Annotated in this window: 16 protein-coding genes; 12 read left to right on the top strand and 4 right to left on the bottom strand. The window is 65.9% G+C overall.

Annotated elements, in window-relative coordinates; all coding sequences use genetic code 11:
- Nucleotides 1–553: hypothetical protein (locus D477_RS22355; protein WP_150110151.1), on the bottom strand; the 553-nt coding region annotated here is incomplete at its 3' end.
- 120 nt (nt 554–673) lie between these two features.
- On the opposite strand from D477_RS22355, the gene D477_RS22755 reads away from it, so the two are divergent.
- From D477_RS22755 to D477_RS15040, 9 genes are all read left to right on the top strand, one after another.
- Complete coding sequence (locus tag D477_RS22755) at nt 674–817, top strand: hypothetical protein (protein ID WP_190273575.1); 144 nt, start codon at nt 674–676, stop codon at nt 815–817.
- 115 nt (nt 818–932) lie between these two features.
- Nucleotides 933–1,613 carry a FadR/GntR family transcriptional regulator gene (locus D477_RS15005; RefSeq protein WP_150110152.1) on the top strand — a complete coding sequence of 227 codons (681 nt, stop codon included), beginning with the start codon at nt 933–935 and terminating at the stop codon, nt 1,611–1,613.
- 195 nt (nt 1,614–1,808) lie between these two features.
- On the top strand, nt 1,809–3,113 hold the full coding sequence (locus D477_RS15010; RefSeq protein WP_005271112.1) for an MFS transporter: 1,305 nt from the start codon (nt 1,809–1,811) through the stop codon (nt 3,111–3,113).
- Between the two features lie 57 nt (nt 3,114–3,170).
- Nucleotides 3,171–4,436: an alpha-hydroxy acid oxidase gene (locus D477_RS15015; protein WP_043847184.1), complete on the top strand. Its 1,266-nt coding sequence runs from the start codon at nt 3,171–3,173 to the stop codon at nt 4,434–4,436.
- A 186-nt stretch (nt 4,437–4,622) separates the two neighbouring features.
- Nucleotides 4,623–6,002, top strand: a complete 1,380-nt coding sequence (locus D477_RS15020) for a dihydroorotase (RefSeq protein WP_043847186.1) — start codon at nt 4,623–4,625, stop codon at nt 6,000–6,002.
- 4 nt (nt 6,003–6,006) lie between these two features.
- Nucleotides 6,007–6,819 carry an IclR family transcriptional regulator gene (locus tag D477_RS15025; protein ID WP_005271121.1) on the top strand — a complete coding sequence of 271 codons (813 nt, stop codon included), beginning with the start codon at nt 6,007–6,009 and terminating at the stop codon, nt 6,817–6,819.
- Complete coding sequence (locus D477_RS15030) at nt 6,816–8,087, top strand: M20 family metallo-hydrolase (protein WP_005271122.1); 1,272 nt, start codon at nt 6,816–6,818, stop codon at nt 8,085–8,087. Before D477_RS15025 ends, D477_RS15030 begins: the two co-directional genes overlap by 4 nt.
- Entirely contained in the window at nt 8,084–9,433 is a 1,350-nt protein-coding gene (locus tag D477_RS15035) for an MFS transporter (RefSeq protein WP_202804103.1), read from the top strand. Before D477_RS15030 ends, D477_RS15035 begins: the two co-directional genes overlap by 4 nt.
- 148 nt (nt 9,434–9,581) lie before the next feature.
- Complete coding sequence (locus tag D477_RS15040; protein WP_005271128.1) at nt 9,582–10,028, top strand: OsmC family protein; 447 nt, start codon at nt 9,582–9,584, stop codon at nt 10,026–10,028.
- A gap of 50 nt (nt 10,029–10,078) precedes the next feature.
- Here D477_RS15040 and D477_RS15045 read toward each other — a convergent pair whose 3' ends face one another.
- A complete protein-coding gene (locus D477_RS15045) occupies nt 10,079–10,501 on the bottom strand; it encodes a four-helix bundle copper-binding protein (protein ID WP_005271130.1) in 423 nt (140 codons plus the stop codon).
- A gap of 296 nt (nt 10,502–10,797) precedes the next feature.
- Here D477_RS15045 and D477_RS15050 point away from each other — a divergent pair, with 296 nt between their 5' ends.
- Together D477_RS15050 and D477_RS15055 are read left to right on the top strand one after the other, a co-directional pair.
- Entirely contained in the window at nt 10,798–13,263 is a 2,466-nt protein-coding gene (locus tag D477_RS15050) for a molybdopterin oxidoreductase family protein (protein ID WP_005271132.1), read from the top strand.
- Nucleotides 13,260–13,742, top strand: a complete 483-nt coding sequence (locus tag D477_RS15055; RefSeq protein WP_005271134.1) for a hypothetical protein — start codon at nt 13,260–13,262, stop codon at nt 13,740–13,742. The genes D477_RS15050 and D477_RS15055 overlap by 4 nt, the downstream gene beginning before the upstream one ends.
- Nucleotides 13,743–13,775: 33 nt before the next feature.
- Here D477_RS15055 and D477_RS15060 read toward each other — a convergent pair whose 3' ends face one another.
- Entirely contained in the window at nt 13,776–15,041 is a 1,266-nt protein-coding gene (locus tag D477_RS15060; RefSeq protein WP_005271135.1) for an MFS transporter, read from the bottom strand.
- Between the two features lie 27 nt (nt 15,042–15,068).
- Between D477_RS15060 and D477_RS15065 the strand changes: the two genes are divergently transcribed.
- Complete coding sequence (locus tag D477_RS15065; RefSeq protein WP_005271137.1) at nt 15,069–15,596, top strand: CGNR zinc finger domain-containing protein; 528 nt, start codon at nt 15,069–15,071, stop codon at nt 15,594–15,596.
- A gap of 25 nt (nt 15,597–15,621) precedes the next feature.
- Here D477_RS15065 and D477_RS22760 read toward each other — a convergent pair.
- Nucleotides 15,622–16,153 (bottom strand): hypothetical protein (locus D477_RS22760; RefSeq protein WP_190273576.1); only part of this gene is annotated, 532 nt, incomplete at its 5' end.

The raw sequence follows: 16,153 nt of genomic DNA on the forward strand, positions 1-16,153 counted from the left end.
GCCGGCTGTATGTGAGCGTGTATCCTCTTCCTGCTGTGATGGTTCGAACGATTTCACCATCCTCGTCACGGAATGTCAGGATGTTGGCATTCGATGCCGTTCCCTCGATTTGCAATGGGAAATCGCATCCTTCCCCCGCGGGGACTAGGAAGTTGATGTCATCGGGCTTATCCCTTTCAGGTGCGGCAGTGGCTGACGGTGCTGCAGTGAGCAGCGCAGCAGCAAACAGGACGGGTGCAATGCGGGAAATGGTCGTGCGGAACATGGGAAATCTCCAGTTTAAGGGCGGCATTTGGCCGCAGGGCATGGCAAAGTTGCGCGGCAACGCGCTTTCGGAATGGCAGTGAGCCGTGTGCTTCTTCACGGCGGGCAGGGGCCGGATTTCTCCTGGCTCATCGGCTACGCCAGCATCTTTGCTGGCATACCGGTCAAGAATTTGTTCGATTGAGAAGTTGCGCCCCCAAGGTGGGTTAACTGATAGTTCCGCCTTCTTGGAAAAACCTTGTGGATCTCGATGACGCGTTCGGCAGCCCGGATGCATCAGGGGAACCACGCAACTCGGAGGCAGGTTGAGGGTGGTTCGCAGCGTTCGCAGCTTCTCCTTGTTTCGGAGGTCTCCCTTCGAATCGTGTCTATCGGGCGAAGGATGCTGCGGCGCATTTATGGTCAATTGGTGGAGAGGGAACAAACGCGCGAGCTGGAAGGGCAGACTTCGATCAACGAGCTGCTCGACGACCCGGTCGGCGTTGCCCACATCCAGCTGGCGCTGCCGATCTATGTGCAGCTGAAGCCGGGGGATTTCCGGCTCTTGTCCTGACCGACCATGGCAGGGAACCGGGGGATCGTTTCTCCGGCGGCGGCCTGGGAACCTGCTGGGGGAGTGGCCGGCACAGCCCAATGAATCCTGCCCGGACCTGCGATAATCGGTGGCGATGAAAGCGCACGAGGTAGTGATGAACTGGGTGACCGATGAACTCTCAAGCGGCCGCCTGCACATTGGGGACCACCTTCCGAGCGAGCGGGCGCTCGCCGAGACGCTGAACGTGTCCCGCAACTCTCTGCGGGAGGCGCTGCGCGTGCTCGAGGCGCTGGGAACCATCCAGGCCGCCACGGGCTCCGGGCCGCGCTCGGGAACCATCCTCACCGCGGCGCCCGAGCAGGCGCTGACGCTCGCGCTCAACCTGCAGCTGGCGACGAGCCATGTCGAACATTCGCACGTGTACGAAGTGCGCCTTCTGCTGGAAACCTGGGCCGCCGAACACTCCGACCCGGACAGGGGGGACTGGGACTCCGCCGAGCGGCTCCTGAAGCTGATGGATGACGAGCAGACCGCGGTCGCCGATTTCCTCCACCTCGACGCCGAGTTCCACGTGCTGCTCTCGCGCGCCGCCGGGAATCCGCTGATCAGCACGCTCATGGACGCCATGCGTACGTCCATCGCGGACCACACTTTGGCCCGCGCCCAGGCGCTTCCCGACTGGACGGCGACCGCCTCGCGGCTGCGTTCCGAACACCGAGGGATCTTCGAAGCCCTGCGCGGCGGCGAGCGCACCCGGGCCGCAGAACTCGTGCGCCAGCACATCCGCGGCTACTACCTGGAGACGGCAAGCTAGCCTGCGCTGACCGCCCGTCCCGCGGTTCTTTTCCCCTCGCGGCGCCGGCCGCGCGCCGTATCCCTGCGCGGCGCCGGGCGCTGCAAATCCACTTGCATTCTTCCTGCCCCTTGACGTGGCGCGCGTCACTCTCTACAGTTTCTTGTGGTCGGACCACATGGTAGGACCACACAAGTTCTTTCAAAGGAGACATCCTTGACGCTCACTACATCCCCACAAGCGGCAAAGAGCACGGACAAGCTGAACTATCGGGTGCTGCTGGGCAGCCTGAGCGGCAGCGTCATCGAGTGGTTCGACTTCCTCGTCTACGGCACCGTGGCCGCCCTGGTCTTCAACAAGCTCTTCTTCCCGAGCGACAACGAGTTCGTGTCGACCCTGCTGGCCTACATCTCGTTCTCGCTGACCTTCTTCTTCCGTCCCCTCGGCGGCATCATCTTCGCCCACATCGGCGACCGCATCGGCCGGAAGAAGACGCTCTTCATCACCCTCATGCTCATGGGCGGCGGCACGGTGGCCATCGGCCTGCTGCCGGACTACGCCGCCATCGGCATCGCCGCCCCGATCCTGCTGATCGCGTTCCGCATCCTCCAGGGCCTCGGCATCGGCGGCGAATGGGGCGGCGCACTCCTGCTCGCCTATGAATACGCCCCCAAGAACCGCCGGGGCCTCTACGGTGCCGTGCCGCAGATGGGCATCAGCCTGGGCATGCTGCTCGCGGCCGGCGTCGTCGCCCTGCTCACCCTCCTGCCGGAGGGACAGTTCCTGACCTGGGGCTGGCGCGTCCCGTTCGTGGCCAGCGTCGTGCTCGTCTTCATCGGCCTCTGGATCCGCAACGGCCTCGACGAGACCCCCGAGTTCAAGCGCATCCGCGAGACCGGCGCCCAGCTGCGCCTGCCGATCAAGGAGGTCGTCACCAAGCACTGGGGTGCAGTGCTCGTGTCGATCGGCGCGAAGGCCGCCGAGACCGGCCCGTTCTACATCTTCGGCACCTACGTCATCGCCTACGCCACCAACATCCTGGGAGCGCGCGAGAACACTGTCCTCCTCGCCGTCGCCGCTGCCGCGTTCGTGGCCACGATCTGGATGCCCATCTTCGGCCGCATCTCCGACAGCGTTTCGCGCGCCGCACTCTACCGCTGGTCGGCCACCGCAACCATCGTGCTCGTGCTGCCCTATTACTTTGTGCTCAACACCGGGGCGACCTGGGCACTGTTCGCTGCCACCGTCGTCGGATTTGGCCTGCTGTGGGGGAGCGTCAACGCGATCCTGGGCACGCTGATCGCCGAGAACTTCGCTCCCGAGGTTCGCTACACCGGCGCCTCCCTCGGCTACCAGCTTGGCGCCGCGATCTTCGGCGGCACCGCCCCGATCATCGCCGCCTGGCTCTTCGAGATCAGCGGCGGACAGTGGTGGCCCATCGCCGTCTACGTCGCCGGCTGCGCCTCGGTCTCCATCGTCGCGTCCTTCTTCATCAAGCGCGTCGCGCACCAGGAAGGCTAGCCCGTGCGCCCCGCAGACATGTTTCCCGGCAGAACCGGTTCGCAGAAAGGATCCGCAATTTTGAACCGCCAGCTCCCCAAGCCCGCCGAGCTCTTCGAACTCCTCCAGTTCAAGAAGCCCGAGTTCAACGGCAAGAAGCGCCGCCTCGACGCCGCGCTCACCACCTACGACCTGCGGAGCATCGCCAAGCGGCGCACTCCCGCCGCGGCCTTCGACTACACCGACGGCGGTGCCGAGGGCGAGATTTCGATGCAGCGCGCCCGCCAGGCTTTCGAGGACGTCGAGTTCCACCCCGACATCCTCCGGCCCGCACCGCACGTCGACACCTCGACCGAGGTGCTCGGCGGCCTCTCGGCCCTGCCCTTCGGCATCGCCCCCACCGGGTTCACCCGCCTGATGCAGACCGAGGGCGAGGTTGCTGGAGCCGGTGCCGCCGGCGCCGCGGGCATCCCCTTCACCCTGTCCACGCTCGGCACCACGTCGATCGAGAACGTCAAGGCCGCCAACCCCGCCGGCCGCAACTGGTTCCAGCTCTACGTCATGCGCGAGCGCGAAATCTCCTACGGCCTGGTGGAACGCGCCGCCCGCGCCGGCTTCGACACGCTCATGTTCACCGTCGACACGCCCGTCGCCGGCCACCGGCTGCGCGACAAGCGCAACGGCTTCTCCATCCCGCCGCAGCTCACCGCCGGCACGGTCCTGAACGCCATCCCGCGCCCGTGGTGGTGGATCGATTTCCTCACCACGCCCAAGCTCGAGTTCGCCTCGCTGTCGACCACCGGCGGCACCGTCGGGGACCTGCTGAACTCCGCGATGGACCCGACGATCTCCTACGAGGACCTCGAGATCATCCGCGCCATGTGGCCGGGCAAGCTCGTGGTCAAGGGCGTGCAGAACGTGCCGGACGCGGTCAAGCTCATCGAGCGCGGCGTCGACGGCATCATCCTCTCCAACCACGGCGGCCGCCAGCTCGACCGCGCCCCCGTGCCGTTCCACCTCCTGCCGAAGGTCGTCCGCGAAGTGGGCCGCGACGCCACCGTCATGGTCGACACCGGCATCATGAACGGCGCGGACATCGTCGCCGCCGTTGCCCTCGGCGCCAAGTTCACGCTGGTCGGCCGCGCCTACCTCTACGGCCTCATGGCCGGCGGCCGCGAGGGCGTCGACCGCATGATCGAGATCCTCCGCAGCGAAATCGAGCGCACCATGGCCCTGCTCGGCGTCTCCTCGCTCGACGAACTCGAACCGCGCCACGTCACCCAGCTCAGCCGGCTGGTCCCGGTGCAGCAGGAGAGCGTGGCCATCGCCGAGAGCTTGATGTAACCAAGAACGACGGCGGCGCCCGGCCTTGTGCCGGTGCGTCGCCTTGGTCGTGTCCTCAGCAGGTCATAAGGGCTCCGTCCAGGCACTCTGAACTTCCCTCTAGCCCCGTTCAGCCAATCGTTTCAATTCTCAATCTGCGGGAAAGTGATTGCTGTCGCTTTCCGGTCTCGCGTTTAGTTGTCGTTCATGAAAACGATTTGTGCTGCGGACCACGTGATAGTGGGCACCGTAAAACTGCCGGACGGCAAGTATGGACTGGGAGCCGTTTGGATTGCCGATGGCAAGGTCCTCCAGATCACGCCGGGGGTACCGGGACCGGACGCGACCGGCTCGGCGCATGTAACCGATGTGCAAGGAGCCTATGTGCTTCCGGGGGCCATCGATGCCCATGTGCACTGCTACTCCCACGACGGGGAAGGAATGCTGGCGGCTACAAGGGCAGCGGCCGCGGGCGGCGTGACGACTATCGTCGAGATGCCCTTTGACCGGGTGGGCCCGGTCAAAGATGCCAGCAAGCTTCTGCGCAAGCGGGAGATCGTCAGCCGTGAGGCTGTTACCGACGTCGCTCTGCTCGGAACGCTATGGCCCGGCGGGGGATGGCGGGAAGCGCAGGCACTGGCTGAAGCCGGTGCGGTTGGCTTCAAAGTATCGCTGTTCCACACCGACACGGAGCGTTTCCCGCGCGTCGACGATGCAGAACTCCTGAACGTGATGGCTGCCGTGACCGACGTGGATCTCACATTGTGTGTCCATGCCGAGAATAATGAAATTGTGCAGAACCTGTCTCGGATCGAGCAGGAATCGAATCCGTACGACCCGCTCACCCACGTTCGGACCCGCCCTCCGGTATCGGAGTCGCTCGGCGTACTGACGGCCATGGAGATCGCCCACGACCGCGGGACGCGCCTGCACCTGTGCCACATGTCGATTCCGCGGGCGGTCCAGCTGGCCGCGTTCTGGCGGGAGGACGGGGCGGACATCTCCCTGGAAACCTGCCCGCACTACCTGACGTTCACTGCGGCCGACATGAAGGAGCAGCACGGCCGGCTGAAGATCAACCCGCCGCTGCGTGAACGGGAGCACGTCGAGGGACTCTGGCAGGGGATTGGCGACGGGCTCGTTCCGGTTCTCTCCTCCGACCATGCACCCTGGCCTCTGTCGTTGAAGGACGATCCCGAGATTCTGAAGAACGCTTCCGGGGCTCCGGGCGTGCAGACGCTTGCCGTGGTCACGCTCGGACAGGCTTTGGCCCGCGACCCTGAACCTTCAGGCCTGTTTGACCGCACCGTGTCCGCCCTGACGGCGGGCCCCGCGGAACGGTTCGGTTTTGCCGACCGCAAGGGCCGGCTTGAGCCCGGCTATGACGCGGACATCATGGTCTTCCGGCCGGATGCCGGCTACACCGTCAGCGATGAGGAGCAGTTCTCGAACGCTGGCTGGACGCCGTACGCGGGCATGAACCCCGGCGGCTACATGGAGAAGACTTTCCTGCGCGGCCGCCTGATCTGGGATGCCTCTACCGGAGTCGTTGCTCAGCCCTCAGGCGAGCTTGTCACGCGGAGCTGATCCTGTGGACCCACAACTGCAGCGCATCCTGGAAACGGGGGAGGAGGGTTCGGCTATTCTCTCCCGCGGACTTGCGTTATTGCATCTGGTCTCTTTTGCCAGCGGAATCTCCATGCGCGAGCTTTCGGAGCAGTCCGGGATCCCTCTCGCTACGACGTACCGTGTTGTGGGCCAGCTCGTGGCGGCGGGCTTCGTCGTTGAGCACGAGGGACTGATCCACGCCGGTACCCGGATGGCTCCGGCGGGGACCAACGAAACTCCACACCTGGTCGAGTTTGCCCGTCCGTCGCTGCACATGGCTGCGATGAAATCAGGCCTCACAGCCGTGCTCACTGTGCGGGTCCACACCCTGGCGCTTTGTTTGGATGTGGCTGCTTCACGGGGCGCCCAATCGGCCTCCTTCCGGATCGGCGAGACACGTCCCCTCTATGCGGGTGCCAGCGCCACTCCTCTGCTCGCCTTTGCCAAACCAGATGTCATCAACCGCGTGTTGGCAGGGAGCCTGAAGCGCTACACGGCGCAGACGCCGGACGAGGCCACTCTCCGGGAGAAGCTGGAGCGGGTCCGGGCTGTTGGGTACGACATCACTCGTGGTGAGGTCCAGCCCCTTTGGACTGGAATCGGCCTGCCCGTCCTCCAGAACAACGAACCTATCTGCTGTCTCTCGCTTGTCGGACCGTCCTCCGGAATCCGGGAAACAGAACCATACCTTGCACTGCTGCGGGAAGCTGCCGCTGAGCTGGCAGCCAGCCTGCCCGGGGGAGACCGCCCCCACCTTTGGAACCCCACCGACCTATCCACGGAAGACCATTCATGACTGTCACCATCGATCCTGATGCATCATTTCTCGACTCTGCCCTCGCAGACCTGGCGACCTATACCGACGATTCCTTCGATGGCTGGACGCGTGAGGTCCTGAGTGACCCGTACCGTGCCTCCCGTGAAGTCGTAGCCAACCGCATGCGGCAAGCCGGCATGGAAGTCCATATCGACGCCGGTGGCAACGTTGTCGGACGGCTCCCCGGGCGGGCTGCTGCCTCAGGGGTCAACCTCAAGCCACTCATGACGGGCTCACACACCGACACAGTCCGAAACGGGGGACGTTTTGACGGAATTGTAGGAGTGCTCGGTGCCATTGAGGCCGTGGAGGCCCTCCGCCGTGCGGGCATCGAGCTGGAGCGGGACCTTGTTGTCGTCGACTTCCTGGGCGAGGAACCGAACGAGTTCGGAATTTCCTGCATGGGCTCTCGTTCGATGGCAGGCGTCCTGACACCCGAGCACCTCGAACTCCCCGGCACCAGCGGCATCACCTTGGGCAAGGCGCTCGAACGCTACGGCGTCGACCCCAACCGCGCCCTGAAAAACTCCTGGGGACCCGATTCGGTGCATGCCTACATTGAGCTGCATATCGAACAGGGGCCGATGCTGGAACGCGCCGGAACCCAGATCGGTGTCGTCACCGCCATCGCAGGGATCGACCGGCTCCTGGCAAGGTTCACCGGCCGTGCCGACCATGCCGGAGCCACGCCCATGGATGCCCGGCAGGACGCCCTTACGTGTGCTGCAGCGGCCGTCCTGGCAGTCGAACGTGAAGGTTGCGGAGCGCCAGTGCACGGCGTAGCCACAACAGGCCGGATCGAAGCCTTCCCCGGTTCCTTCAATGTCGTGCCGCAGGAAGCGCGGATTTACGCAGAACTGCGGTCCACCGACGCAGCTTGGCTCAATGGAGCCAAGCGGCGCGTTGCCGACGAAATCGCGGCAGAGGCGGAGCGGCGCGGTGTTGCTCAAATGGTCGAATGGCTGACCGACCAGGACCCGGTTCCGACGACCCCGGCGCTGCGCGACCACATCGCGGCTGCCAGCGGCGACCTTGGCCTGAGCTGGATGGCCGTTCCGTCGGGAGCCGGCCACGACGCCGCACACATGGTCCATATGGGTCCGATGGGGATGATTTTTATCCCGTCCGTTGGCGGCCGAAGCCATTGTCCGGAGGAATTCACTGATACGCGCGACATCGTCGAGGGCGTTCGCGTGCTCGCCGCTACCCTGGTTCGCCTGGACCGCACAGACAAGATCGCAGCATGACTCGGAAAGACACGGTAGAGACAATGATCGATCACAAGATCCCCACCGGCCAGCGCCAAAAGGACCCGCTGCGGAAGGCCGTTGCCGCCGCCGCGGCGGGAAACGCTTTGGAATGGTTCGACTTTTCCAGCTATGCCTTCTTTGCGGCCTACATCAGTGCCAACTTCTTCATGCAGGGCGATAACACCTCCGGGTTGATCAGCACATTCCTGGTCTTCGCCGTCGGGTTCATCGCACGGCCCCTCGGCGCGGTCATCCTCGGTTCCTACGGCGACACACACGGGCGCAAAGCCACTCTGACGCTGACCGTTGCCCTGATGGCGGTAGGTACCTTCATCATCGGCTTCGCTCCTCCCGTCTGGGTCATCGGAATTGGCGCACCCATCCTGCTGCTCGTCGGACGGCTCTTCCAAGGATTCTCGGCCGGCGGCGAAATCGGCGGGGCCACGGCGTACCTCGTTGAGAAGGCGCCGATGGAGCGCCGCGCTGGTCTGACTGGGTGGCTTCAAGGCTCAATGGGCATTGCCAACGCAATGTCGGCGCTCATCGGCGTGACCATCACAGGACTCTTCAGCGATGAAGAGATTACCGCTTGGGCGTGGCGCATCCCGTTCGTGGTCGGCCTGGCGATCATTCCCGTTGCCATCTACATTCGCCGCAAGCTGGACGAGACCGAGGAGTTCCTCCAGCTCAAGGAAGAAACTGTCGGCACAAAACAGCGTTCACCGATTAAGGACCTTTTCAGGCAGTACCCCAAGCACATGGTGATTGGCGCGTTGGTAGCCATTCTCTGGCAGGTCAGCGTGTATGCCCTCGTGATCTATGCCCCGACGTTTTACGCCTCGGAGCAGGTTGGATTGGGCTTCAGCGCCAATGACGCCTTCCTCGCCTCGCTGATCGGGAACCTGTTCATGATCTTCGCCTGTGTGTATGCCGGCCGCCTCGCGGACCGGTTCGGCACCCGGCGGATGCTGGTGGCGTCGATATGGATCCTCATTGCGGTTCCTCTCCCGATGCTCGTGATCCTTCACCTTTCGCCCTCGTTACCGGTGCTGATCGGAGTCCACATCGTCATGTGCCTGGCTGTCTCCAGCTTTGCGGGCGTCGTTCCCTCGGCCCTCGCCCGTGTTTTCCCGCCTGCCGTCCGTTCGACCGGAACGTCCTTCTCCTACAACATTGCAGCCATCTTCTTCGCAGGCTTCACCCCGGCGCTGATGACCTGGGCCATCCAGTACACCAGCTACGCCACCGGCCTGTACGTGGTTCTTGCGGGAGTAGTGGCCCTTCTGACGTTGCCGGCGTTCATGAAGCTGATACGAGAGCAGGAAGGCGACGTGCTCCTCTGACCCCGAACTGGCCGGCTCCTCACGTCGAGGCCAGCCACAGGAACGACGGCGGCGCCCGGCCTTGTGCCGGTGCGCCGCCTTCGCACGTCCGGTCCTTACATGCGGTTCAATGGCCGGCCGAGGGGAGTGGCGGTGGCATCATGGGCTGATGACTGAAAACCAGGATCCCGCACTGCGGGCCATCGAGCTGTCCCGCACCGCCACCGGCCGCTATACCGCCCGCAATGCGGCGGGCGCCGAGGTCGAATTCGGCCAGGGCGAGGACGTCCTGTCGCCCGTCGAGCTGCTGCTGGCCGCCATCGCCGGCTGTTCGGCCATCGACGTGGACGTCGCGACCTCCCGCAGCGCCGAGCCGTCCGAGTTCCGCATCGAGGCCACGGGGCGCAAGATCGTCGAGAACGGCGCAAACCGGATGGAGGACCTGAACCTGTCGTTCAAGCTCGCGTTCCCCGATGACGAGGGCGGCCGCAAGGCCGCCGGGATGGTCGAGCGGCTCGTCGCCCTTTCGCACGACAAGTACTGCACAGTCTCCCGGACCGTGGAGCTGGGCACCGCCGTCGGACATGACGTCACGGTTGGCATCGACGGGACCTAACGACGGCGGCGCCCGGCCTTAAGCCGGTGTGTCGCCTTTGGCTTTAGCGCCTATTCGGAGGCTCCCCGCCCCAGCGAGGAGAGCAGTTCGTCGCAGGCCTTTTCGCACCGGCGGCAGGCCTCGGCGCAGACTTTGCAGTGTTCGTGCATCTGGGCGTGCTGCTCGCATTCGTCGGCGCAGGCCTTGCAGGCCGTCCGACAGGCTTCGAGGATGGCTTTGGTGATGTTGGCGTCGTAGCCGGTGTGGCGGGAGAGCACGTTCCCGGTCGTGGCGCAGATGTCGGCGCAGTCCAGGTTGGTGCGGATGCATTTGGTGAGCTCCGCGACCATGTCCTCGGACAGGCAGGCATCGGCGCAGGCGGTACAGGTCTGGGCGCACTCGAAACAGGCGGCAATGCAGTCGGCCAGCTTCTGGCGGTCCACCCCGCCCAGGTCCTTGGGGTAGGTGTCGAGCATCGAGCTGATGTGCGTCATGATCCGGCTCCTGTTCGTTGGGTTGCGGTCCGGCGGGCTCCGGCCGCCACTTAAGCACAGTAGCCTTACTATCTGGTGCTCGCTACGCTCCGACGGCATTGTTTCCAATGGCGGGGCCGAAACCTCGGCTATTCAACGGAAGCGCACCCGGCACATTTTGGGCCCGTGCTTGCCACTGGACGCCCCAGCAATCGGACCAGGTGCCTTGTTGCCTCACGACGTCGTCCGTAGAGTCTGACGTGACCGTCACCGGCGGCGCAGCCCGCCGATGCCAGCCCACGGACCGGAGGCGAGACATGACGCGCAAGGACCGCATTGCCGAACCATGGGGAACCCGGACTCCCTACGGGCCGGGGGAGGAGTGGCCGGTCCGGGTGGACACCCACCTCGACGAGGGCCTGGCTCCGGAGGGCGTGGACCGGTGGGTGCAGACCGCGTCCATTCTCCACTCGAACGGCGACGCCCTGGACATCGCCGTGAAGGACGGGCGGATCGCCGGGGTGCGGGGCCGCGCGGGGGATCGGGTGAACCACGGCCGGCTGGGCCCGAAGGATCTGTACGGGTGGCAGGCCAACAACTCCGCGGACCGGCTGACGAAGCCGCTGGTCCGGGAGGGCGGGAAGCTGGTCGAGACGGACTGGGACACAGCCATGAGCCGGATCGTGAAGCGGACCAACGAGCTGCTGGCGGAGCAGGGTTCCAGTGCCATCGGCTTCTACACTACGGGCCAGCTTTTCGCCGAAGAGTACTACACCCTGGGCGTCGTGGCGCACGGTGGCCTGGGCACCAACCATGTGGACGGGAACACCCGGCTGTGCACGGCGACCGCTGCCGCCGCCCTGAAGGAGTCCTTTGGGTGCGACGGGCAGCCAGGCTCCTATACCGACGTCGACCATGCGGACGTGATCGCGCTCTACGGGCACAACATGGCGGAGACGCAGACCGTGCTGTGGGCCCGCGTGCTGGACCGGCTCGCCGGAGCGAACCCGCCCAAGATCGTCTGCGTCGACCCGCGTTCCACACCGGTGGCCAGGGCCGCGACCGTGCATCTGGCGCCGCGGCCGGGCACCAACGTGGCCCTAATGAACGGCCTGCTGCACGAGATCATTGCCAACGGCTGGGTGGACAGCGACTACATCGAGGCCCACACGGTGGGCTATGACGAGCTCACGATGCGGGTGCAGGAGTATCCGCCGGACGTCGTCGCGCGGATCTGCGATGTGCCGGAGGAGAAGATCCGCGACGCGGCCCGGATCATCGGGCAGGCCGAGCGGCTGCTGTCGACGGTGCTGCAGGGTTTCTACCAGTCCAACCAGGCCACTGCGGCGTCGGTCCAGGTGAACAACATCAACATCATCCGCGGCATGCTCGGCAAACCCGGCTGCGGCATCCTGCAGATGAACGGCCAGCCCACCGCGCAGAACACGCGGGAATGCGGGGGCGACGGCGATCTGCCGGGCTTCCGCAACTGGTCCAACGACGAGCATGTGAAGGACCTCGCGCGGGTCTGGAACGTGGATCCGATGGAGATCCCGCACTATTCGCCGCCGACCCACGTCATGCAGATGATGCGCTACGTGGAGGACGGCTCCATCCGGATGCTGTGGGTCAGCGGGACGAACCCGGCGGTGTCGTTGCCGGAGCTCGCACGGGTCCGCTCGATCCTCGAACAGGACAGGCTGTTCCTGGTGGTGCAGGACATCTTCCTCTCGGAGACCGCGCAGCTGGCCGACGTGGTGCTGCCGGCGGCGACCTGGGGCGAGAAGACCGGCACCTTCACCAACGTGGACCGCACCGTGCACCTGTCGGAGAAGGCCGTGGACCCGCCGGGGGAAGCGAAGCCGGACCTGGACATCTTCATCGACTATGCCCGGCGGCTGGACCTGAAGGACAAGGACGGCGGGCCGCTGGTCAAGTGGCATGATCCGGAGTCCGCGTTCGAGGCCTGGAAGGAATGCACGCGCGGCCGGCCCTGCGACTACACCGGCCTGAGCTACGGCAAGCTCCGCGGCGGCTCCGGCATCCAGTGGCCCTGCAACGAGGAGAACCCCGAGGGGACCGAGCGGATCTACGTGGACGGCAAGTTCTGGAGCCGGCCGGAGTACTGCGAAAGCTACGGCCGCGACCTGGTCACCGGCGCCCCGCTGGAACCGGCGGAGTACAAGGCGCTGAACCCGGAGGGCAAGGCGGTGATCAAGGCCGCCGGCTATCTCCCGCCGCACGAAGTGCCCAGCCGGGACTATCCGCTGCAGCTCACCACCGGCCGCACCCTCTACCACTTCCACACCAGGACCAAGACGGCCCGCGCGCCCGAGCTGCAGGCCGCGGCACCCGAAGTGTGGGTCGAAATGTCCGCCGCGGACGCCGAAGCCTACGGCATCGCCGAAGGGGACCTGGCGGAAATAACGACGCCGAGGGGCTCGGTCCGCGCGCAGGTGCGGATCAGCGGCATCCGCGACGGCGTGCTGTTCCTGCCTTTCCACTACGGGTATTGGGACAACGACGGCGGCCATGCGCCGGACGGTGCCGGGCGCGCGGCCAACGAGCTGACCATCACGGACTGGGACGCGGCATCCAAGCAGCCGATCTTCAAGACCGCCGCCGCGAGGCTGAAGAAGATCGCCTCCGGCGACCGTCCGTCGTCGGCCCCCACCACCACCGGCTCCGCGCCCGTGGCACCCATTGGATATGAAACGGCAGGGAGCCACAACGCCGGGGTCGACGAGGACGTGCGCACAACGAGCGGGGGAGGAACGCGATGAAGATTGATCTGGCGCTGGAGGAACTGCACCGCTCCGAGAACGACCTGGCGCACGAACTGCTGCAGGTCTCCGAGCGGCACAAGGTGGACCACGAGATCTACCACCTCGGCCGCGACCTGGCCCGCTGGTCGCAGCGGCACGTGCGGGAGATCGCCGACGTTGGCAAAAACTACGGGCTGGACCTGGACCCGGAGCCGGAGGACGAGGCCGGCCTGGCCGAACGCCTGCGCGAGAAGGGCGCGGAGCTGATCGGCCGCCGCGGCAATCCGGCGCTCCTGCTGCTGCGGGACCTGCGCGAAATCTACATGAAGGCCTCGGGCGTCTCGGTGGACTGGGAGCTGCTGGCGCAGGCCGCGCAGGGCATCAAGCACACCGATCTGCTGGACGTGACGAAGCGCTGCCATCCGGACACCCTGCGCCAGATGCGCTGGGCCAACGCGAAGCTCAAGGAAAGCGCCACCCAGATTCTGGTCACCTGATCAGGCCCGGCCGGGCGCCAAGGCGATCCCCCGTCAGCGGCGGGCGGCAGGCAGGCGCAGCACCGCAACGGTGGCGCCGGCAACCAGCACGGCTGCTACGGCGCTGACGCCCGGGTAGTCGATGAGGCCCATGACCGGTCCGACTGCGGCGCTGCCCACTGCGCCGGCCAGGGACATGGTGGCATCGGAGAAGCCCTGGGCAGGGACCCGTTCGGACGGGCTCAGCGAAGAGACCAGCAGCGTGGAGCCTGCGACGGTCGCCGCGGACCAGCCGAGCCCCAGCAGGATCAGTCCGGCGGTGACCGCTGGCATGTACCCGGGCAGCAGTCCGGTCAGCGCCATCGCGGCGAGCAGGATTCCCATTCCCACCAACACGGTGCGCGCGGCCCCGAGCCGGTCGGTGAGCCAGCCCATCAGCGGGGAGAGGGCGTACATGCCGGCGATGTGCAGCGAGATGGTGAAGCCGATCAGCGCGATCGTGTCCTGGTGGCCGGCCGCGTCGCCGGCGTGATGCTGCATATGCAGCGGGGTCATCGACATGACCGCAACCATCACGGCGTGGGCGGCGACCACGGCGATCACCGCCCCGCGGGCAGTCGGATGCTCGCGCACGATCTGCCAGCCGGCCCGCCAGGAGCTGGCATTCTTCGCAGCCTTACCCGGCTCGTCCCCGTCGAGCGCACGGCGGGTCAGCAGCGGATCCGGCCGCAGGAACAGCCCCACGATCAAGGCGCCGACTACCATGCCGGCCGCGGAGATCAGGAACGGCCCGGCCTGCGCGGGAATCCCCAGCCAGCCTGCGAGCACGGCTCCCGGAGCGACCATATTCGGCCCGGCGACGGCACCGACGGTGATCGCCCAGACCACCAGGGACAGGTCCCGTCCACGGCGGGCCGGCTCGGCCAGGTCGGTGACGGCGAAGCGCGCCTGCAGGTTCACCGCCGACGCCAGGCCCACCAGGAACGCTCCCGCCAGCAGCAGGATGAACAGTTCCGTGACCACGGCGCCGACCATCAGGGCCGTGCCGGCGATGGCCGCAGCAAGACCGGTGGCCAGTGCGACGCGACGCCCGCGGGCCAGGGCCAGCTGGGACAGCGGGATCGCCGTCGCAGCCGTGCCCAGGGTCAGCGCGGTGTTCACCGACCCCGCCCACGCCTCGGACCCGGACAGCTCGACGGCCAGGATCGAGCCCAGGGCCAGGGTGGAGCCGTTGCCCAGGCCGGAGAAGACCTGGGCGATGGACAGGGTCCGCACAATGCGGGACTGGGTGGTCCGGGGCACGGACAAGGCGGTGTTCACAGCAATTCACTGTATTGTCATGTTTTTGTGCAGTTCAACCATGACAAGATGCCCGGAGTATGGCTGGCCGAGGAGCTGGTCAACATGCTGGATGAGGACGCGTGGGAAATTCCCGTCCTGGAGAACCTCCTGACCAACCACCATTTCCGGCACAGCGGGCTCGATCCTGAGGTCGGCCCGGAGGTGCGCGAATGGGCGCTCCACCTGCGCTCGGTCTTCGACTCTCCGGATGCGGACACGCGGTGCACCGCGGTCAACGCACTGCTCGACCAGGGCGTGCGGCGGGTCTTCCTGGCCACCCACGACGGCCTGCTCCCGCACATGCACTTCGCCGATTGGGGCGACACCGTCATCGAGCGCCTGCGCGGCATGACGGCCGGCGGCCTGGCCGTCTTCGTCGTCGAGGCAGGAGGCGGCCGCCTCGGAACCTGCGCCCGGTCAGGGTGCCGAAAGGTCTTCGCCGACACCAGCCGCGGCGGCCGCCGCGCCTACTGCTCGGCCAAGTGCGGCAACGCCGACGCCGTCCACCGCTACCGCAACCGCCAAAGCAAATAACGACGGCGGTGCCCGCCACCTGCGGCTATACCTGAACGAGTTCGTGGTCTGTGGAAAGGTTCTGAAGCCGAACCCGCATTGTGAGAAGCTCTGCCACTGTCGAATGCGTCGTCAGGCCTAGTGAGCCAAGCGACGGGCCGTGCGCGGATTCAGCACCCAGGATGACTCCGATGCAGCTCACATGTTGACCATCTGCGGTTACAGAGGCAACAGTGACCGGCTCGCCACCGCCTGCAGTAGCAAGTGAAGATTCGATCGTGTCGTCGGGAAGTGCTGCAATCAGCACGACATCCCCAAAACGATCTGCATCCGTGTTCTCCCGTAGTGCGGGATCCGAATGGACAGCTGCCATCACCCGCTGAGCGACATCAAAACGTTCGGCAGTCCGAGAATCATGGCGGAACCGCACAAAGAACTGGATGTCGTCGACCTCCAGCACATCCTCCAGATGAACGTCGACAGTGCCCTCAGGGTCCAGCCCCGCGGCAACGGCCGCCGATAATACTTCGGCGGGCGACGGATCCTCGTCGTAGGCACAGATGATGCCTGGCAGCTGC

The sequence above is a fragment of the Arthrobacter crystallopoietes BAB-32 genome (assembly GCF_000328305.2).
Classification (GTDB): Bacteria; Actinomycetota; Actinomycetes; order Actinomycetales; family Micrococcaceae; genus Crystallibacter; species Crystallibacter crystallopoietes_A.

Bases quoted from the DNA above. Each gene is read 5' to 3' on its own strand.
- D477_RS15005 (WP_150110152.1), top strand. From the start codon at position 933: ATGAAAGCGCACGAGGTAGTGATGAACTGGGTGACCGATGAACTCTCA.
- D477_RS15020 (WP_043847186.1), top strand. From the start codon at position 4,623: ATGAAAACGATTTGTGCTGCGGACCACGTGATAGTGGGCACCGTAAAA.
- D477_RS15030 (WP_005271122.1), top strand. From the start codon at position 6,816: ATGACTGTCACCATCGATCCTGATGCATCATTTCTCGACTCTGCCCTC.
- D477_RS15035 (WP_202804103.1), top strand. From the start codon at position 8,084: ATGACTCGGAAAGACACGGTAGAGACAATGATCGATCACAAGATCCCC.
- D477_RS15040 (WP_005271128.1), top strand. From the start codon at position 9,582: ATGACTGAAAACCAGGATCCCGCACTGCGGGCCATCGAGCTGTCCCGC.
- D477_RS15045 (WP_005271130.1), bottom strand. From the start codon at position 10,501: ATGACGCACATCAGCTCGATGCTCGACACCTACCCCAAGGACCTGGGC.
- D477_RS15050 (WP_005271132.1), top strand. From the start codon at position 10,798: ATGACGCGCAAGGACCGCATTGCCGAACCATGGGGAACCCGGACTCCC.
- D477_RS15055 (WP_005271134.1), top strand. From the start codon at position 13,260: ATGAAGATTGATCTGGCGCTGGAGGAACTGCACCGCTCCGAGAACGAC.